Origin of the sequence: Paraburkholderia sp. GV068, from assembly GCF_003058125.1 — a bacterium.
Taxonomy (GTDB): Bacteria; Pseudomonadota; Gammaproteobacteria; order Burkholderiales; family Burkholderiaceae; genus Paraburkholderia; species Paraburkholderia graminis.
Genome location: NZ_QBUB01000023.1, coordinates 42,214 through 60,593 on the forward strand (window position 1 = coordinate 42,214; position 18,380 = coordinate 60,593).

Consider the following 18,380-nt stretch of genomic DNA (forward strand, 5'->3'; position numbering starts at 1 on the left):
CCTCAGACGTCCGGCTCAGGCGCGCCTGCGCTTGTGTCTTCGATGCCGGCGACGATCCAGTGGCGGAATTTGTCCACGGCGTCGCCAGCAGTTTCCGTTTTCTCATGGACGAAGTAATACGCACCGGCGCCGTCGCACGTCACGTCGAAGAGCGGCTTGAGCGTGCCATTCGCTAACTCGGATCCCACCATCACCGGATCGACGACCGCGATGCCGAGTCCCTTGACGGCGGCATCGATCACCATGTTCCGCGTCGCCAGCGTCAGGTAGCGCGCCGCATCGACGTGACAGCCTGCGGCGCTCGCCCAGATTTCCCAGTCTTGCTGGCGCAGCCGGGCGACCAGCAGGCGCTCCGCCTGTAGCTCCGCAGGCGTGTCGATGGCGGCGGCCGGCTTGTAGGCTGGCGCGCAAACCACCATGAGCGTTTCTTGGCGTAAGAACTCGACGTTTTGCGCGCGCCAGTTCCCCTCGCCGAAAAGGATCGCGCAGTTCGATGATGTGTAGTCCGCGGAGGTCGACGTTGAGATTTGTAGATCGATATCCGGGTACTGGGCCTGGAACGACGACAGCCGAGGAATCAGCCAGCGCGATCCGAATGTTGGCGGGCAACTCACCCGCAACGTCACCGCGGCCACGGCGCGTCTCGCCTCGGCGATCGCGTCGTCGAGCCGGGCAAAAATGGCACTGGCGTTCGCGTGCAGGCGCTTGCCTGTCGTCGTCAATGAGAGCGCGCGACCTGTACGTTCGAATAGACGCACACCGATTTCTTCTTCGAGTCGCGACATCTGATGGCTGAGCGCCGATGCTGTCAGGTGGAGTTGCTGCGCCGCCTCTGCCAAGCTGGCGCAGTGCCCAACCTGAACCAACGAGCGCAACGCGGGGAGCGACACAGAGCGGCCGGGATTGGATTTCATCAAGCATCCTTGGCTTTCGGATGGACGGATTAGCTAAAGCGGCTTGGGGTCCGATCAACAGCATAGCACTTGCGTCGTTCCGGCCCCATCGCCGCCAGCGCGCATCGACTTGCAGAGCGCACCGCGGACCGCTGAATTTTCTTCACGTCTGACTTGCAAACATAGCGATTGTCGCCGCGACTAAGCTCCGCTTATTGTGAAGCCTTCAACGGCCCGTCCAGGTCGGCTCAGCATGTACGCCAAATTAATCCGGAGACACAAGGTGCAGTTCCTCAAAAACACTTGGTATGTCGCAGCATGGCAAGGCAGCGTAACGCGCCAGCTGCTTGCGCGCACGATTCTCGGCGAGCCGCTGCTGTTTTATCGCAAGCTCGACGGCGGCGTCGCAGCGATCAGCGACCGCTGTCCACATCGCTTCGCCCCATTGAGCATGGGCAAGCTCGTTGGTGACAACGTCGAGTGCGGCTACCACGGCTTGCAGTTCGACTGTAATGGTGCGTGCGTGCTCAATCCGCATGGCGACGGAAAAATCCCGCGGGCAGCTGTGGTCCGGCATTATCCGGTCGTCGAACGCTATGGCTTTGTCTGGGTGTGGATGGGGGAAGTGGAACGTGCGGACCCGGCGCTGATGCCCGACTACAGCCATTTGACGAGCGAAGCGTTCACCACAGTCGGCGGCGAGATGGTCCAGCAGGCCAACTATGAACTCGTCGTCGACAACCTGATGGATCTTTCGCACGCGATGTATCTGCATGCCGACTATCAGAGAACCGACGACTTTCTAACGGCACGGCATGACGTTTCGCAGGAGAACGGCATCCTGTACAGCAAACGCTTCGTGCCGGGCACGCGTGCGCCGGTGTCGTTCAGAACAAGCCTGCCGGATCCCGATGCTCCGGTCGATTACTGGCTCGACGTGCAATGGTCTGCGCCCGGTTTGTGTGTGCTCGAAATCGGCGTCGTGCCGGCGGGACACGACCGTCAGCACGGAATTCGGCGTCTTGGTACACACTTCGTCACGCCCCAGACCGAGACGAGTTCGCTGTATTTCTACGCCAGTTCGCGGAATTACCGCCTCAACGACACGGTTGCGGACGACGAGATCAAGAACTGGCAGGACGTCGGTTTCCACCAGCAGGACAAGCCGATGATCGAGGCGGTGCAGCGCATGATGAACGGTCAGACCGATCTGATGGCACTGAAGCCGATTCTGTTGCCGCCGGACGCCGCGTCGATGCGCGCGCGTCGTCTGCTCCGGCAACTGATTGCCGAAGAAAACTCTCAGCCCGCGCACGCGTGAATCGTACTGTGGGAGAAGCACACCATGCGAAATCTACCGCGCTGGAGGCGACGTGCAGGCGATCGTGCATAGTCATTCGCCATCGATCACTCCGTTCACTGTTTCGTCACTGAGGCTGAAGCCGTTTTTTCACATGGGTGGCTTTCTGAAGGATGTTCGACGCTTCGAAATTCGAGCGGCAAGTGGCCGTATGACTGACATGCTGGTACGTGCCCCTGAGTTGGGCGTCTATCTGGCGCATTCACTTGGGTCATCATGTATTTCCTTGATATGCGGTCATGGGTCCGTCGCGGACGGGCGGTCCCTGAGAGGGGCGGTGTATCGTGCGGTCTATGCAGAGATCAATGCGCGGATCCAGACGGCTTCGATTGGTTTGGGTGGGCAGATCACCTACCTGTCCGATGAAGAAGCCGTGCTAGCTACGGAATCGACGGTCCCGCAATACGATCGCGCATGGGAACTCTGGCTGAAAGCCGTCGCCTCTGGCGATTAGGAGAGCCTGACCTCGGCCATCGAAGGTACGCGAAGCAGGTGCTTGTTTCCGGGGACCACCGATCGCTGTCGGTTCGCTCACCGTCTCGGGCCGATCGACAACGCCATCATGTGGTCAGACCTGCCGCGTGACCGCTTGCTCGGCTGCGCTAAGCTATCCCTTGGAGCGCGCACGGGTTGACCGACGTGCGACGAAATCCCTCGCCCTGCTCATGAGCGGACCGCTTACACTCGCGCCGGCGGTGATTTGGCTCAATGGTCCCGTCAACGACCCACACGCAAGCGATTGTACTCGCTGGCATCCGACATCGGTTCTAACAGGTCCTGTTTCCACTCGACATGATGGTTAGCTCGCAGTCACGATCACACGACCGACCGTAGGTCCAGTCATAGAAGAAGCATTCCCTCGCGAATCGGTGAGAGTTGTCGGAGCAAAAACGACCTTATGACCTGCGATGAGCAAACTAAGGAATCCTGGCGGAGTTGTTGGCTGGATGCCATTTTGATCGTGAGATTATCGTTCGGTGCATTCACTGGTATCTACGCTACAAGCTCAGCCTTTGCGATCTGGTCGAGATGATGGCCGAGCGAGGTCTGTCGCTGGCAGATACGACGATCATGCGTTGGGTGAAGCGCTTTACGCCGGAGTTCGTGAAGCGCTGGAAGCGTTTTTTGATACCGTCAGGGCACTCATGCGTGCTGACCAGACTTATCCAAAGATCTGCGGGAAGTGGGTTCATCGGTATCGCGCGGTGGGCCGGCCCATGTCCAAGTTCTCTGCAGCCAGGTGACGCTAGCGGTCCGATAGGCCTCGTCGAAGACAGCGAGGTTTTTTTAGGTCTAAGTTGACCACTCCACTTACCCGCTCCATCAACAATCTTGATGAAGCATATCAAAAGTTGCGTATGGATTGATTGGAAAGTGCTTTCTACAATGGGTCTACTCATCGCGACGTTCCCGTTTCAAGAGTGACCGTTATCCTGGTACTTGCTAAGAAAGTAGGAGAGACATGAATCCAGAACAGCAACGACCGCTGCCAATTCTCATCGCAGGAGGCGGTATTGGCGGCCTCGCGGCGGCGCTCGCGCTCAGCAAGGCTGGTTCGTCCGTTCGGTTATTCGAGCGCGCGCAGGAGATCAAGGAGATCGGCGCGGGCATCCAGATTGGACCGAACGCATTTCACGTTTTTGAGCGTCTCGGTATCACCGACGCAGTAAACGCCAAGGTCTCCAGGCCGGGCAAATTGGTGATGATGGATGGCATTTCGGGGGATCAGGTTGTGTCGATTCCGCTCGACGGCCCATTCATCGAGCGGTTTCACTATCCGTATGCGCTGATTCATCGCGCGGACCTGCACCGGATTCTGCTGGACGTTTGCCTTCAATCCACCCGCATCGAGATATCTACGAACATTAAGGTGGAGGGTTACACCGACGAGGGCGGTAGCGTCGTGCTGCACACCTCGGACGGTGACGTGCGAGGCCGTGCACTGATTGGCGCGGACGGCTTGTGGTCCACCGTCCGCTCGCAACTAGTGGGTGATGGCGCGCCGCGCGTGTCGGGCCACATCGCGTATCGCGCGGTGCTGCCGATCAGCGAGGTGCCGGAACACCTGCGCCCGAACACGATGACGCTTTGGGCCGGTGCGAAGAATCACCTCGTCCACTATCCCCTGCGCGGCGGCGATCTCTTCAATCTAGTCGCGGTTTTTCACAGCGATCGCTACGTCGAAGGCTGGGACGCCGAGGGCGATGCGGAAGAGCTTCATATGCGGTTCCGCGATGCGGTGCCTGAGGTTAAGGCGCTGCTCGCGAAGATCGACACGTGGCGCATGTGGGTGTTGTGCGACCGTGAGCCGATCAAGGAATGGTCGAAGGGCAACGTCACGTTGCTTGGCGACGCGGCTCACCCAATGCTGCAATACATGGCGCAAGGCGCGTGCATGGCGATGGAGGATGCCATTGTCATCGCGGACGAAACATCTTCGGCTAACGGGGATCTGGCCGCTGCGTTTCTCCGCTATCAGGAGCGTCGTTACCTGAGGACCGGCAAAGTGCAGATGAGCGCACGGCTTTACGGGGAGTTCTATCACGCAAATGGCGTGAAACGGGAGTTGAGAAACGAGTTCCTGCAGAGCCGCAGCGTTGAACAGACGTTGGACGGCATGGCGTGGCTTTACGACGCCGGGCCGGTTCTGCGCGCGCCTCAACGGCCTAGAACGTCCACCGTCGCTTACTGAACTTGCGGCGACGCGTCTTCGAACACGTCGCTGCCGTGGCCATTTGCAGAGACCACCATGAAGATTTGCCGTTTCAATGACAACCGCCTCGGTGTAGTCGAAGGCGATAACGTTCGCGATGTGACCGAAGCGTTGGCCTCGTTGCCCGCTGCAAGCTATCCGTTCCCATCCCACGACGTCCTGATTGAAAACCTGATGCAGATCCGGCAGGCCGCCGAGCAGCTCGCGCCCCGCGCGCCGACGTTCGCACTGGCGGACGTGAAGTTGCTGAGCCCGATCGGCAACCCCGGCAAGATCGTCGCCGCGCCCGTCAACTACAAGAAGCACCTGGCGGAAGTGCTTGGCGATCCGGAGATCCACAACGACAATCAGATCAGCCACATCCAACGCGCCGGCCTTTTCCTCAAGGCAACGAGCTCGGTGGTCGGCGCATCGGACGGCGTCGCGTTGCGAAAGCTTGACCGCCGCAACGACCACGAGGTCGAGCTGGCGGTGGTTATCGGCAAGGCGGCGAACAACGTGTCCCGCGAAGACGCGCTGGACTACGTGGCCGGTTACACCATCGGCCTTGACATAACGATTCGCGGGCCGGAAGAACGCAGCTTCCGTAAGTCGCCGGACACGTACACGGTGCTGGGGCCATGGTTGGTCACAAGCGACGAAATCGCCAAGCCCGGCGAGCTCGATTTCTCGATCTCGGTGAATGGCGAAGTGCGGCAGAAGTCGAACACACGGGAACTGATTCTCGGTGTTCCTGAACTGATCGAATTCGCCTCGTCGTTTTACAGCTTGCAGCCGGGAGACGTGATCATCACCGGCACACCGGAGGGCGTCGGTTCGATAAAACCCGGTGACACCATGTTCGCCGAAGTTGAAAACATCGGGTCGATGCAGGTAGCAGTGCGCGACGCCCAGGAGGGCTAGGCCATGGAACGCTTACGGGAAGAGACGACTGAGCGGCTGGAATTCTATCAACGGCTCGATGGTGTCCACGCGGCACCACTGTGGGCGGTGTTGTCGCAACTGGTCACGCCAGAGCCGCGTTCCCGATGCGTGCCGCACAAGTGGGATTATGCTGGCATGCGCTCGCTCCTGATGGAAGCGGGGGGGCTAATTACCGCGAAGGAAGCCGAACGGCGCGTCCTCGTGCTCGAGAATCCCGGTATTCGCGGGCTTTCGCAAATTACGCAGAGTCTTTATTCGGGTCTGCAACTGATCCTGCCGGGTGAGATCGCACCGAGTCACCGGCACGCGGCGGCGGCGATGCGCCTGATTGTCGAAGGTGGTGGCGGCTATACCGCGGTGAACGGCGAACGCATTCCAATGGCGCCAGGCGACTTCATTCTGACGCCGTCGTGGACGTATCACGATCACGGCAATCTCGGCGATGAGCCTGTCATCTGGCTCGACGGACTCGACCTGCCCATCGTCAATCTGTTCGATGCAAGCTTCGCGCAAACTTATCCGTCGGGCGACGTGCAGGAGATTACACGGCTCGCGGGCGACGCGCAGGCGCGGTACGGCAGCAATATGCTGCCCCCCGAATATGTTCCGGATAACAAGTCCTCCCCACTGTTTCATTATCCGTATGCGCGCGTGAAAGAAGCGCTGTTGCAGATTGGGGGGGCGGACAAGCTCGACCCATGTCACGGCATTAAGCTGCAGTACGTGAACCCCGTGACCGGTGGTTATCCCATGCCAACGATGGCCGCCTACATGCAACTGTTGACGGCGGGTTTCAGCGGGCGGCCCAGCCGCTCGACCGACGCTACCGTATATAACGTCTGTGAAGGCGCGGGGGTGACCTTAATCGGAAACGAACGCATCGAGTGGTCGATGGGAGACGTGTTCATCGCGCCGTCATGGAACACAGTGGCACACCAGGCAAGCGAGCGTTCGGTGCTTTTCAGCTTTTCGGACCGTGCGGCGCAGAAGGCGCTCGGGCTCTGGCGGGAGGAGCGTCTGAACGACTGACCAGTGTAATTCTGGACCCTCGAAGTGGCCGAGATAATGATTAGCAGCGTCGAAGGCGCAATGGAGGCAATCGATCAGCACCCCTTCATCCTTCTTGCAGGTGCAAGAGGTTATCGACGCGCGACCGTTGAGCCGACTGCAGTTCCACGCCATCTCACTTTGCATGCTAATTGCCGCGCTTGACGGCTTCGATACGCAGGTGATCGGCATGCTCGCGCCAGTGATGTCACGCAGTCTTGGCGTGCCCGCCGCGCTGTTGGGACCGGCGCTCAGCGCCGGGCTTGTCGGGGTGTTGATTCGTGCAGTCACGCTTGGCCCACTGGCGGATCGGTACGGCCGCAAACGGCTGATCGCAACTTCTGCGACCATTTTCGGTATGCTGTCGTTGGCGACGGCTTTTACACAGAGTGCCGAGCAGCTCCTGGTGCTCCGACTCCTGACCGGGATCGGCCTTGGCGGTGCGTTGCCCAACGCGATTTCACTCGCATCAGAGTATTCACCAAAGCGGCTCGCGCGCACCATCGTATCCACGCTCGTATGCGGTATGCCGCTCGGGGCGACACTTGGTGAAATCGTCAGTGGGATGCTGCTGCCGATCTATGGTTGGCCGTCGGTCTTCGTCGTCGGCGGAACGTTGCCTTTGGGCGCTGCCCTGTTAGCTATCCGGTTCCTGCCTGAATCGCCGGGGATTCTAGCGCTAGGCGCCGAGAAATGCGCCCAGCTTGCCTCGATCGTTCGCCGTATCGCCCCGGACGTGGCCCCGGCATTCGTTAGCGAACGCTGGCGAAAGGCGGCAACGTGTGCCCCTGCGCGCGCTGTTCGAGCGGGGACGGGCGACACAGACCGCGCTTCTTTGGATTCCGTATTTCATGAGTTTGGTGGTTCTGTATTTCATCGTGAGCTGGATGCCTCCAGTGTTGGTTGGTGCACACCAGACCGTCGCGACGGGCATCAAGGCAGTAACGTTGTTCAGCATCGGCGGCGTGCTCGGATGCGTCACGCAAGGTCCGCTGATGAATCAGCTCCGTGGTCGTCGCACGATGCTCTGCCAACTATTCGCCCATATGTTGCTCGCCGTTGCGCTCGCGAAGGGGGCGGGCGACGCCAGGCTCGTTATCGGTCTCAGCTTTCTAATGGGGCTCGCCGTGCAAGGCGTTCAGGTTGGATTGAATACGCTCGCGGCCGAGATTTATCCAACGCCCATGCGGGCGACCGGCGTCGGCTGTGCGGCCGGCATCGGCCGGATCGGGTCGTTTGCGGGCCCATTGGCAGGCGGCCTGCTTCTGCAACGGCACTGGACTGCCAGCGAGGTGTTTCTCGCCGGCATCGTTCCCGCAATGACCGCTGCTATGGCCATTGCAATCAATCGCGGCCATTTGCGTCTGAGTCCTGAGTTGAATGTATAACGAGTAGCAACTGCATATATCGATGCGGAGCGAAAACGACGCTTGATGGCTGGCCTTGATGACGTGGCGCTCGCGCTGGAGCAGTCCGCACAGATTCGTGCCGACGAAACTAAGCGCGATGCGATGGAACCCTGGCTTTTTGACACTGAACTTGATTAAGAGCAATGTCTGTCTCTTCACAGACCCTGAAGGGCGTGCGCATCGTTGAAATGGGCCAGCTCATTGCCGGTCCGTTCGCGGGTAAGACGTTGGGCGAATTCTGCGCGGAGGTTATCAAGGTCGAGGCGCCCCATGATGGCGACCCATTGCGTAACTGGCGTCTTATCAAGGGTGGCACGTCGGTGTCGTGGCAGGCGCAGTCGCGCAACAAGCGCTCTGTCGCGCTCGATCTTCGCCATCCCGACGGCCAGGACGTGGCCCGTCGATTGATCGCCGAATGTGACGTGTTGATTGAGAACTTCCGGCCCGGCACGCTGGAAGCGTGGGGCATGAGTTACGAAGAACTTAGCCGGATCAACCCCGGACTCGTCATGCTGCGCATCTCGGGCTATGGGCAGACGGGTCCTTATCGCAACCGGCGCGGTTTCGGCGTCATCGGCGAGGCGATGGGGGGACTGCGTCATCTCACGGGCGAACCCGGCCGCGTGCCGGTGCGCTGCGGCATTCCGATTGGCGATACATTGGCCGCGCTGCAAGGCGTCATTGGGGTCATGATGGCTCTATATCATCGCGATGCTCAAGCCGGCGAAGGCCAGGTCATCGACGTGGCACTGCATGAAGCGGTCTTCAACGTGGTGGAAAGCCTCATTCCCGAATACAGCGCGTTCGGCTCCGTACGTGAGGCCGCAGGTAGCGCGTTGCCCGGCATTGCGCCATCGAACGCCTATCGGTGCGTCGATGGCTACGTTTTAATCGCCGGGAACGGCGACAGCATTTTTCGGCGCCTAATGCAGACTGTCGGACGAGAGGACCTCGCAGCCGATGCCTCCCTTGGCAGCAGCTCGGGCCGTGTCGCTCGAGTCGCCGAACTCGACGAGGTCATAGGCACATGGACCGCCGGGCGCACGAAACAACAGGTGCTGGACATGTTGTCGCAAGCAGGGGTCCCCGCCGGAAAAATCTACACGGCCAAGGACATCGTCGAGGATCCGCACTATCAGGCGCGCGGGATGATCTTGAAACAGCAAACAAGGGCCGGCTACGAGATTGATGTGCCGGGCGTTGTGCCCAAACTCAGTCTTGCACCCGGTTCTGTTCGGTCTACCGCGCCGGATCTCGGCGATAAGACTGATGCCGTACTTCGCGAATTCGGGCTAAACGAAGAACAAATTTCCGTGCTGAGGAAGAAGGGCATCATAGGCGGAAGAACATCTGCGCTATGAATCGAAGGGCCCGCGGTCACGCGTGCCGATAATTGAATCGGCAAAGGCGATTGACGGGGAATGGGACCTATCCAAACAAACCGCTTCGTTTTGGGCTGGGCCCTTGCCGCGGCGGCAACGCCTAGGACTAGGGGTAGAAGCGATCAGCAACGGAAATTCCGACACCGCCTATGTGTCCGGGTTGACGCCCTCTACAAGAGAACTCTTTGATCGAAGGCGAAGCGTCGCGAGCTTTGAGAATTTCGCTGCGGTTCCGAAGCCGATCCTCTTCGCGTGAGTCGGTCCATTGGCTGGGCCAGCTTCTTGGGGCTTAACCTATCTGCGGTCGAGTATTGAGGTGTTCCTACGGCTTTGTATAGGTAGCGTCCTGACGCCGACGGCCGGCCCAAATTTTTTTCGCCGCACCCCCCGGCCTGCCTAGGCGCTATGCGGGGTCGGCGGAAGATGCTTTCCACGCAAACACAATCTCATTCGCTAATGAGTCGCGAGCTACGTTGCAGTTCTGAGCTGCCCGACGTGGCAGGGATCGTCAGAGTCCTTTCACGTAGGCTTATCCACATGCGACCTCGAACAGACGGCGAGCTATCAATAAGTTTGAATTGGCCTATCGGCTCAACGTAGTTTAGCGATAGCCGCGGCACGCTTAGAATAGCAAAAGGAGGTATGCGGCGGCATCAATCGTCCGAACGAATATGCGGACATGTTCAGTAATAAAACCAAGAACTAGAACACTTTTACAGCCAGAGGAGACAAATGAACGAAAGTCCACGAGTAGTTAATCTCACGATGCTGCTTGATCATGGGAAGCTCACGAAGGCGCACGTGCTCGTTATTGTGCTTTGCGCTTTTGTCGGCCTTCTAGATGGTGCCGACACGCAATCGATAGGCGTTGCGGCCCCCTTCATCGCGAAGGGCCTCGGTCTTCAAATCAGTAGTTTTGGACCCGTCTTTGCATCGTCCCAGCTTGGCGCGGCTATTGGCGCCTTGACGTTCGGTTCACTCGCCGATCGAGTTGGGCGCAAGACGATGCTTATCGCCTCGGTTCTGATAATTGCGGCGTTCACTGCCGCAACTATATCCGTTGATACAATTCAAGCGCTGGTCATTGTGAGGTTCTTCGCAGGTCTTGGTTTGGGCGGCGCAACGCCATGCTTCTTGAGTCTGACCTCGGATTACTCTCCGACCAAATATCGGGGAACGATTGCTACAGTCGTATGGTCCTCCTATCCACTCGGCGCGGCGCTCGGAAGCTTCACCAACGCTTTTCTCTTATCTAGTGTCGGTTGGCGCGCAATTTTTATCTTGGGAAGTGCTCTGCCGGTTTTTGTTGCATTTCTCATCTTGTTTTTCCTTCCGGAATCGATTCAATACTTAGCGTCCAACGGCGGGAATCAAGCACGCATAGAAGGACTTCTGATGAGACTCGGTCACAACTTTCGTGGCGCGAATGTCCGATTTACGGTTGAAGGCAGAAAGTTCGAGGGGGCATCGATTCGTCAGGTTTTCAGCGACGGTCGCGCGGTGCCGACAATTTTGCTCTGCATGGTATTTTTCTTTGCCTTTGCAACGACCAACATTACCGTGATGTGGACCCCGACGCTCCTTCACACTAACGGTTTCACCCCAGCTGAGACAGCGATCGTTCTCACATTCTTCAATGTCGGAGCCTTCTTTAGTATGGCCGCTGCGGGCCGGCTTGTTGATCGATTTGGGTCTTTCCTGGTTCTCTTCCCCGCGTTTATTGTCGCGTCGGCCTCGCTTGGCGCACTTGGTCTTTCATCAACGATCGCGGTGGGCTGCGTTCTCGGCACGATGTTGGGGGCTGCAATCGGAGTCGGTGGAGCAGGTGCAGTTGCGGTAGCTTCATTGATTTTTCCTGCTGCGGTTCGCTCGACCGGGATCGGTTGTGGGATGAGCAGCGCTCGATTGGGACAGTTTGTGGCGCCGATCATAATCGGACTCTTACTTGCCTCTGCTATTTCGACTTTCCGCATCTTTTCAACTGCCGCCTTGTTTCCCGCGTTAGCGAGTGTCTTTGTCGTTTTGTTATCGCTTCAGAGGAGGCGGCGAGATACCGTAACAATCGACGACGCGAGTGAAGTGCTCGGCAAGCGCGCACCATAGTGACGTGTGGAAGCAGGAGCGCAAGCAGTGTTTTTTCCTGCATCACGTAATTTGCGCTTAACTGGATGAACGAACATGATTGAACCGCACCGGATTTGAACTGACCCCCGAGAGTTGGGCACGACCTCGGAGGTTCCGTGAGGAAATTCGATGTAAAGTTTAAGGGAAGGTGGTTCGCAAGTACCTCGCTGGCAAAGGGGGCTATAAGCTTCTTGCGGCGAAATTCGGTATAGCAGAAAGCATGATGAGGCGATGGGTCGCGGCGTATCGCCACCATGGTAACGCTGGGCTCATCCGGCAGCGTGGTGCTTACACCGTTGAGTTCAAGCTTGAGGTGGTGCACCGGGGTGTGGCTGAGAACCTTCCTGTCGAGAGTTGGCTGCCATTTACGATATCGGCAATCCGCACAACATCACGATGTGGCAACAACAGAAAGCGCGGGGATAGCTCCGCTCGCAAAAGAGCATGCGCCCGTCGGGACAGGATGTTTCGGTGCAAGCAAAGAAAAAGACCTCGAACCAGCGGTTGGAAGCTCCGCGATCTGAAGAGTCAGACCAACTGCTTTGTGAGAATCAGCAGTTACGCGCGGAGGTCCCGTACATAAAAAATTCAATGCCTTGGTTCTAGCAAAGAAAGTTGGCGCGGCAGAAAGAGCCAAAATAGTGCTTGAACTGAGGCAGGAGTTCCCCTTGACCGATCTTCTCCAGGCTGCGGGGTTGCCACGCAGTACGTACTACTATCAGGTGAAGACGTTGGCCGCCCCGGACCGGCATGGTGGGCTCAAGGCGAAGATTCAGGCTGTCTATGCTGCACATCGCGGCTTGTATGGCTATCGTCGCATCACCTTGACTATCCGCTGTGATGGCGAGCTAGTCAATCACAAGAAGGTGCAGCGCCTCATGAACGAATTGGGAATCAGGTCGGGGGTGCGCAGGAAGAAGTTCCGGTCGTACCAGGGGAAATCGGCGGAGCCGCTCCGAACCTGCTCAATCGTGAATTCACCGCGTCGGGTCCAAACGAGAAGCGGGTTACCGATGTGACCGATTTCCGGGTCGCGGGGGAAAAGCTGTACCTTTCTCCGGTCATGGGCCTCTACAATGGGAAATTGTTGCCTACGAGTCGAGCCGTCGCCCCGACTTCCCGATGGTCATGGGCATGCTCAAGAGAGCTTTCGGGAAAAGCGGCAATGCGGCTACACCGATGTTTCATTCACACCAGGGTTGGCACTATCGCATGCAACCGTACCGAGCCGCACTGGCGCGCTACGGAATGAAGCAAAGTATGTCGAGAAAAGTGAATTGCTTCGATAACGCGGCCATGGAGAGCTTCTTTGGCACTCTGAAGGCCGAGTACTTCAGTCTCACGGACTTCGAAGGCGTCGACGCATTACGGGCAGGCCTGAAGGGCTACATCGACTACTACAACCGGCACCGCATCAAATCGAAATTTGGTGGACTGAGTCTCGAGGACTATCGAATGCGAGCGGGAGGAGATTAACGCTTCAACGTCCAACTCTCGGGGAGCAGTTCATTGCCAGGGCGTTTCAAAATTAAAGAACCTGCAGAGAGCGAGTAAAAACGACGGATAGCTAAGCGTTTTCTCCAAGCAGATCAACCAAAACCAAGCGTAACCACTGATTAGCGGGGTCCTGATGGTACCGCTCGTGCCAATACAACGTTACGTCGTAGGACGGTATACTGACTGGCGCATCTAGGAGTTTGACGTTTCCGCTTTGTGAAAGGATAGTGCCCAAATGTGCTTGCACCAAGGCAACCAATGGTGTGCTTGCGACAATTTGGGCAAGTCCCAAGAAAGAAGGAATGCTTACGGCAATTGAGCGGCTTATGGACTGTTCCTCTAGAGCCTTCTCGATACGCCAGTGCGCAGTACCGTGCATCACAACGGCCACATGGCGTTCTTCGAGGAACTCCTCTAGAGAAATTGTATTTCCGATTCGAGGATGCCCTTTACGAACCATGCATACCATGTGTTCTTTGAATAGTCGGCGCTGATGAAATCCGGCACGAATTCCTTGCGTGTAGCCCATAGCCAAGTCAGCGTGGCCCATTTCCAGGAGCCTTGGCGTATCTTCATCAAGGTTTTTGACTTCCACGCGGACATTGGGTGCGAGCTCATTCAAACGATCGAGGAGGCGTGGCATCACCACTATCTGTCCTGCATCCGTCATGCATATCCGAAAGCTACGCTCAGACTCGGTTGGAACAAAGCTTGGCCTTCCTATGAGTCCATTCTCCAGTATGCCCAAGGCTAGTCGAACATGTTCGATGATTTGGTCAGCTCGTGGCGTCGGATGCATGCCAGCAGAAGTTCTAATGAACAGTTGATCGTCGAAGTAAGTCCGAAGATTGCTCAAACGCATGCTTATTGATGGCTGACTGAGGCCGATAGCATCAGCAGCAGCGGAGATGCTGTGCGTTCTGTATACGGCGTCGATGACCTTGAGATCTTTGAGGCTCAGATCCATGCGGCTGCCCTATAAGGAAGAACAAATATGCGTATCGTATCAGCCTAATTGCCTTGATAGCTGCCCGACTCTAGAATTTCCGCTGTGGTCTGATTCTCGCAGGGCGCTCATGGTGAGCGCAAGCCGTGGTCGCTGGTCATCCACCCAACATATCGTGTCAACACAACACAAGAAGATCTTGGAGACAAAGAATGCGAATGAGATCATGCATCTCTTCAGCGGCCCTCGCTCTTTTGTATCGTCCCCGAGCGCGCGAAGCAGCGTCACACTGTATGGCATTTTCGACGACGGTATCGCTTGGACGAGTAATCAAGGCGGCCATCGGAATGTGCTAGTCCTAAACCGCTGACGCGGTAGTGGGAGGTTCACACAGGTCTTCGGCTGACGATTCATGAAGGGGGTTGTCTGGCGCCGGATCGCAGCGAAATGGTAGGTGGTGTCGCCAGGAGCCGTATGTGAACGCCCCGGTTGGGCATTACGCCCACTGCTTTCAGGAGGTTCGACATGACACCACTGCGCCAACGCATGCATGACATGCAGATTTGCAACCTTTCTGATAATGCTAAGAAGGCCTATCTGATTCGGGTATCCAGTTTCGCCCGACACTTCCGCCGCTCGCCCGAACTGCTAGGTTCCGAGGAAATCCGCGTCTGGCTCGGCTACCTCCGCGAACAACGCAAGCTGGCACCCGCCAGTCCCGGCGCAACGATCGGCACACTGCGTTTTCTCTACCGGGTGACGCTCGAACGTGACTGGAGCGACGAGGAATTTGTCGCTGCCGAAGAAGCCATTCAGACTGCCAGTCGTCCTGAGCCTGGAGGAGATCACCATTTTCTTCGACTCCATTCCCAGCCTGAAGCACCGGGCCATTCTGAACCGCCTCATCAGGACGTCCGTGAAGGCCATGTTGATCCCTGAACAAGTAGCAGAGCGGCTTCGCGCTGCGCGCCGCATACGCTCCTGCGGCGTTAGTAAGATTGGTGACTCGCTGGACGACGCGGCAGGACGCCGCGCGTGCCGGCAAGCCCCACCGGTACGAAAAAACAGAACATTCTATTAAGCTAAAGGCCTGTATAACTAAATGAAAACCATTTCGGTGACGGCATTGGCTGCCCAGCCGCGACCGACCGCTACGGTACAACGATAGTTGTGGGGCAATCAATCGCCGGGATGTTCCCCAGTACGTGCTCGACGGGGTTCATCATGCGGCAGCGATAGTCGGCTCGGTCGCGGATTCGCGAGTTCGGCTCCTGTTGGACCTCTACCACGTGGGCATACTCAATCCAAACGTTGCAGAGGTAATTGAGCTTTATGGTGCGGACCGGGTATGTGCAAATCGCTGGTTTTGCCAGCGGAAGAGAGCCCGACGACGACGCGGCCAATTACGTTCAGCTTCTAACGCAGCTTGTGGAGGCCGGATACCGTGGTTATGTTGACTGCGAATATAGACCTCGTGGGGTCACAACAAACGGGTTGGGTTGGCTCAGCCGCGTTCGGCAGCTAACCAGCGGGTGACTGTCCCGTCATGGTCCAACGGGAACCCGGTTGTTAGTGAGGGATCAGTTTCTCCCTGGCGTGCCGACTTAGAAGGTGTCCTTGGCGCGCGAGGCGCTGGGGCCGCGGTGTTTGTCCACGCCGTCAGGCCCATCGCAAGCACAGTGCCGCACCTCGGCCGTTTCCTACGCCTATTCTGCGACCGCGAGCCACCGGTCGAGATCGCCCGTGTGCGCGGGCCGGGCGTCACCCTCAGGTGAAGCGCCGCGGTCTATCGTTGCCTGGAGGTGAACAGCGATTGGACGACGCCACGAAGCCAAATGTTGGCCGGATCCTTGTGGAAGAGGCTGTGCCACGATTGGTGCACGGCGATCACAGGCGACTTCAGGGGAACTTCGACGAGTCGCACCGTCCCGTAGCGCACACAAACGTCGGCAAGGTCACGCGGGACGGTTGCGATCAGATGTGAGCGCTCGATAATCGGCAGAAGGCTCATGAAGTGCGAGAGTTCGACCAGCACGTTGCGGCGAAGGCCGCGCTGCAGCATGAACTGCTCAAACACGTGTTCACGCCCTTCGGGCCGAACGGTGGCGTGAGAAGCCGAGAGATATTCCTTGAGCGTGATACGGCTTCCCACAAATGGATGGTCGGACCGCACCAGGCAGACGTGCGGATTGTCGAACAGCTTCTGGTGGAAGAATCCGGCCCTTTGCGGATCAGGGAAGTAGCCGACGGCCAGCTGGGCTTCGCCGGACTCCAGCGCGCCGGCCGCCGGTGTTCGCGGCATGGCGACTGTCCGGAGGCGCGCGTGAGGCGCCTGCTTCGCGAAGCGCGCCAGGAGCTTGGGCAGGAAGTTGACCTCGCCGATGTCGGGCGTGACGATCGGGGTCCATTCGCCGCACTGAACATTCCGAGCAATCCGACTGGCTCATGGGACTTCGATCGCGTGGCCGGCTCGTCGCGCATTCCAAGTTCGGTGAAGTACAAGTCGATCGACTACCAAGGGTTTTCGTTTGGCGCGATGTATGGTTTCGGCGGCGTGGCGGGGTCGTTTTCGGCCGACAGCACAGTTAGCGCGTCGATGGAGTACAAGCATGGCCCGTTTGGTATCGCGGCGGCGTACACGGACATCAACTATGCGCAGTTCAATAACGGCCACGACGGTATCCGGAACTGGGGCGTCGGCGTGCGCTACGACTTCAACGCCGTGCTCACGAATATGCTGTACACGAACACCCGCAACACGCTGACCGGCGGCGAGGTCAACATGGTGGAGATCGGCGCGAACTGGCGTTTCGCGCCGGACTGGTCGTTCGGTGCGGACTATCAGTACATGAAGGGGAATGCGCAGCTGTCGGATAACAAGGCGCACGAAGTGGCGGCGTCGCTGATGTATTGGTTGTCCAAACGCACGAGCGTGTATCTCGAAGGGATCTATCAGCACGCGATCGGCGGTAATGGTCTGGTCGGCGCATGGATTAATGGCCTTACTGCACCATCGTCGACCGCCAATCAGGTGCTAGGGCGGGTTGGGATGGCGACGACGTTTTAATTCGGACGATCGGCGCGCAACCGTATCAGCCCGGGCGTGACGGTTGTGCTGCTATTCAGTCAGCGGTTTCATTCGACGGCTGCCTCCACCACGTCTCCCTGCTGCGATGGCTTTGTGACTGGCCTGTGCTCTGCGGCACGAACAATCGATACCTGCGCTCGGGCAAAATCGGCGAGTGTTTGCAATGCCCAGACCGTCCGTTCTAAGGGGTTTTGCCATAGCAGGTCCCTTGTTGCGACAAAGCCCTCTCAGTTGGTGGCGGGAAGGGGATGTTCCACCGTCTCGACTTCGCCCTCGACGGGAGGCGATCTCACGCGCTCAAAGATAACGCCGCGCGGTCCGGGGCAGTCGGCAATCTTTGCATAGGCGAGTTCCCGCGCTTCTTTTGCATCGATACCGAACGCCTGAAGCAGCGCGTACATCGATTGCTCTGCATAGTCGACCGGTGCCTCACCCGAAAGGAGGGTTTCAATGCCGTACATGATGGAGCCCAGCGCAATGTCGCGTGCCACGACAACGTTGGCTACCTGAAATCTGCCCGCATCAACTGCCGTCTGCAGATCGCGTGTCAGGTATTCGTCGAGCAGGCGGCCGCGAGACCCGCGCTTGGTGCCCACCCGCGTAATAAACGCGCCCCACAGTGGATAACGGGCCGCCATCTGCATGTAGAGGCGTGAACCCGTCACGACCCGCTGGGCGGGATCACTGATTTCCCGCACGAGAGGGTCGATCACGCCGAGCACTTCGTCGCTGCTTTCCCCTGCGACCGCAGCAAGCAGTTCGGCAGTGGTCCGGAAGTAGTTATAGAACGTCCCCCGGGCGACCCCGGCCGCGGCAATAAAGTCATCGATGAGCGGAGCGTCCGGACCTTTTTCGGCGAAGACGCCTAGCGCGCTTTCAATCAGGCGGTTACGGGTTTTTTCGCGCCGCAGGGCGCCCACACGAGTTTGATAATTTTCGACCGGCTGCGATTCGGACATGGCGTTTCCCATTGATTCGTCATGATTTTACAGCACTC

General features: G+C 58.3%; 14 protein-coding genes and 2 pseudogenes. 12 read left to right on the forward strand and 4 right to left on the reverse strand.

What is annotated here, in order from left to right; all coding sequences use genetic code 11:
* Positions 1-2: 2 nt before the first annotated feature.
* Positions 3-914, reverse strand: coding sequence for a LysR substrate-binding domain-containing protein (locus C8K18_RS30440; protein WP_107710801.1), 912 nt, complete (start codon positions 912-914; stop codon positions 3-5).
* 262 nt (positions 915-1,176) lie between these two features.
* Here C8K18_RS30440 and C8K18_RS30445 point away from each other — a divergent pair, with 262 nt between their 5' ends.
* The 10 genes and pseudogenes from C8K18_RS30445 (at position 1,177) to C8K18_RS30490 (ending at position 13,328) form a co-directional block, all read left to right on the forward strand.
* A complete protein-coding gene (locus C8K18_RS30445) occupies positions 1,177-2,214 on the forward strand; it encodes an aromatic ring-hydroxylating dioxygenase subunit alpha (RefSeq protein WP_107710802.1) in 1,038 nt (345 codons plus the stop codon).
* On the forward strand, positions 2,180-2,707 hold the full coding sequence (locus C8K18_RS30450; protein ID WP_107710803.1) for a class II aldolase/adducin family protein: 528 nt from the start codon (positions 2,180-2,182) through the stop codon (positions 2,705-2,707). The genes C8K18_RS30445 and C8K18_RS30450 overlap by 35 nt, the downstream gene beginning before the upstream one ends.
* 1,008 nt (positions 2,708-3,715) lie before the next feature.
* Positions 3,716-4,945 carry a 3-hydroxybenzoate 6-monooxygenase gene (locus tag C8K18_RS30460; protein ID WP_107710804.1) on the forward strand — a complete coding sequence of 410 codons (1,230 nt, stop codon included), beginning with the start codon at positions 3,716-3,718 and terminating at the stop codon, positions 4,943-4,945.
* 57 nt (positions 4,946-5,002) lie between these two features.
* The gene (locus tag C8K18_RS30465; protein WP_107710805.1) at positions 5,003-5,869 is read left to right on the forward strand and encodes a fumarylacetoacetate hydrolase family protein; all 867 of its coding nucleotides are present in this window, start codon (positions 5,003-5,005) and stop codon (positions 5,867-5,869) included.
* Between the two features lie 3 nt (positions 5,870-5,872).
* A complete protein-coding gene (gtdA, locus tag C8K18_RS30470) occupies positions 5,873-6,919 on the forward strand; it encodes a gentisate 1,2-dioxygenase (protein WP_107710806.1) in 1,047 nt (348 codons plus the stop codon).
* Positions 6,920-7,127: 208 nt separating this feature from the next.
* A pseudogene (locus C8K18_RS33940) lies at positions 7,128-7,553 on the forward strand (MFS transporter); the annotation flags it as partial.
* A 166-nt stretch (positions 7,554-7,719) separates the two neighbouring features.
* The gene (locus C8K18_RS33945) at positions 7,720-8,325 is read left to right on the forward strand and encodes an MFS transporter (RefSeq protein ID WP_258196231.1); all 606 of its coding nucleotides are present in this window, start codon (positions 7,720-7,722) and stop codon (positions 8,323-8,325) included.
* A gap of 164 nt (positions 8,326-8,489) precedes the next feature.
* Entirely contained in the window at positions 8,490-9,707 is a 1,218-nt protein-coding gene (locus C8K18_RS30480; RefSeq protein WP_107710807.1) for a CaiB/BaiF CoA-transferase family protein, read from the forward strand.
* 753 nt (positions 9,708-10,460) lie between these two features.
* Complete coding sequence (locus tag C8K18_RS30485; RefSeq protein ID WP_107710808.1) at positions 10,461-11,831, forward strand: MFS transporter; 1,371 nt, start codon at positions 10,461-10,463, stop codon at positions 11,829-11,831.
* 137 nt (positions 11,832-11,968) lie between these two features.
* Positions 11,969-13,328 (forward strand): annotated as a pseudogene (locus tag C8K18_RS30490) (IS3 family transposase).
* Between the two features lie 91 nt (positions 13,329-13,419).
* Here the strand turns inward: C8K18_RS30490 and C8K18_RS30495 are convergent.
* The gene (locus C8K18_RS30495; RefSeq protein WP_107710809.1) at positions 13,420-14,316 is read right to left on the reverse strand and encodes a LysR family transcriptional regulator; all 897 of its coding nucleotides are present in this window, start codon (positions 14,314-14,316) and stop codon (positions 13,420-13,422) included.
* Between the two features lie 504 nt (positions 14,317-14,820).
* On the opposite strand from C8K18_RS30495, the gene C8K18_RS30500 reads away from it, so the two are divergent.
* The gene (locus C8K18_RS30500; protein WP_258196232.1) at positions 14,821-15,234 is read left to right on the forward strand and encodes a phage integrase N-terminal SAM-like domain-containing protein; all 414 of its coding nucleotides are present in this window, start codon (positions 14,821-14,823) and stop codon (positions 15,232-15,234) included.
* Positions 15,235-16,081: 847 nt separating this feature from the next.
* Here C8K18_RS30500 and C8K18_RS30505 read toward each other — a convergent pair.
* On the reverse strand, positions 16,082-16,729 hold the full coding sequence (locus C8K18_RS30505) for a LysR substrate-binding domain-containing protein (RefSeq protein ID WP_107710810.1): 648 nt from the start codon (positions 16,727-16,729) through the stop codon (positions 16,082-16,084).
* Between C8K18_RS30505 and C8K18_RS30510 the strand changes: the two genes are divergently transcribed.
* Positions 16,619-17,362 carry a porin gene (locus tag C8K18_RS30510; RefSeq protein WP_107710811.1) on the forward strand — a complete coding sequence of 248 codons (744 nt, stop codon included), beginning with the start codon at positions 16,619-16,621 and terminating at the stop codon, positions 17,360-17,362. The two genes, C8K18_RS30505 and C8K18_RS30510, sit on opposite strands and share 111 nt — an antisense overlap.
* Before the next feature lie 248 nt (positions 17,363-17,610).
* On the opposite strand, the gene C8K18_RS30515 is transcribed toward C8K18_RS30510, so the two are convergent.
* Positions 17,611-18,342: a TetR/AcrR family transcriptional regulator gene (locus C8K18_RS30515; RefSeq protein ID WP_107710828.1), complete on the reverse strand. Its 732-nt coding sequence runs from the start codon at positions 18,340-18,342 to the stop codon at positions 17,611-17,613.
* Between the last annotated feature and the right edge of the window lie 38 nt (positions 18,343-18,380).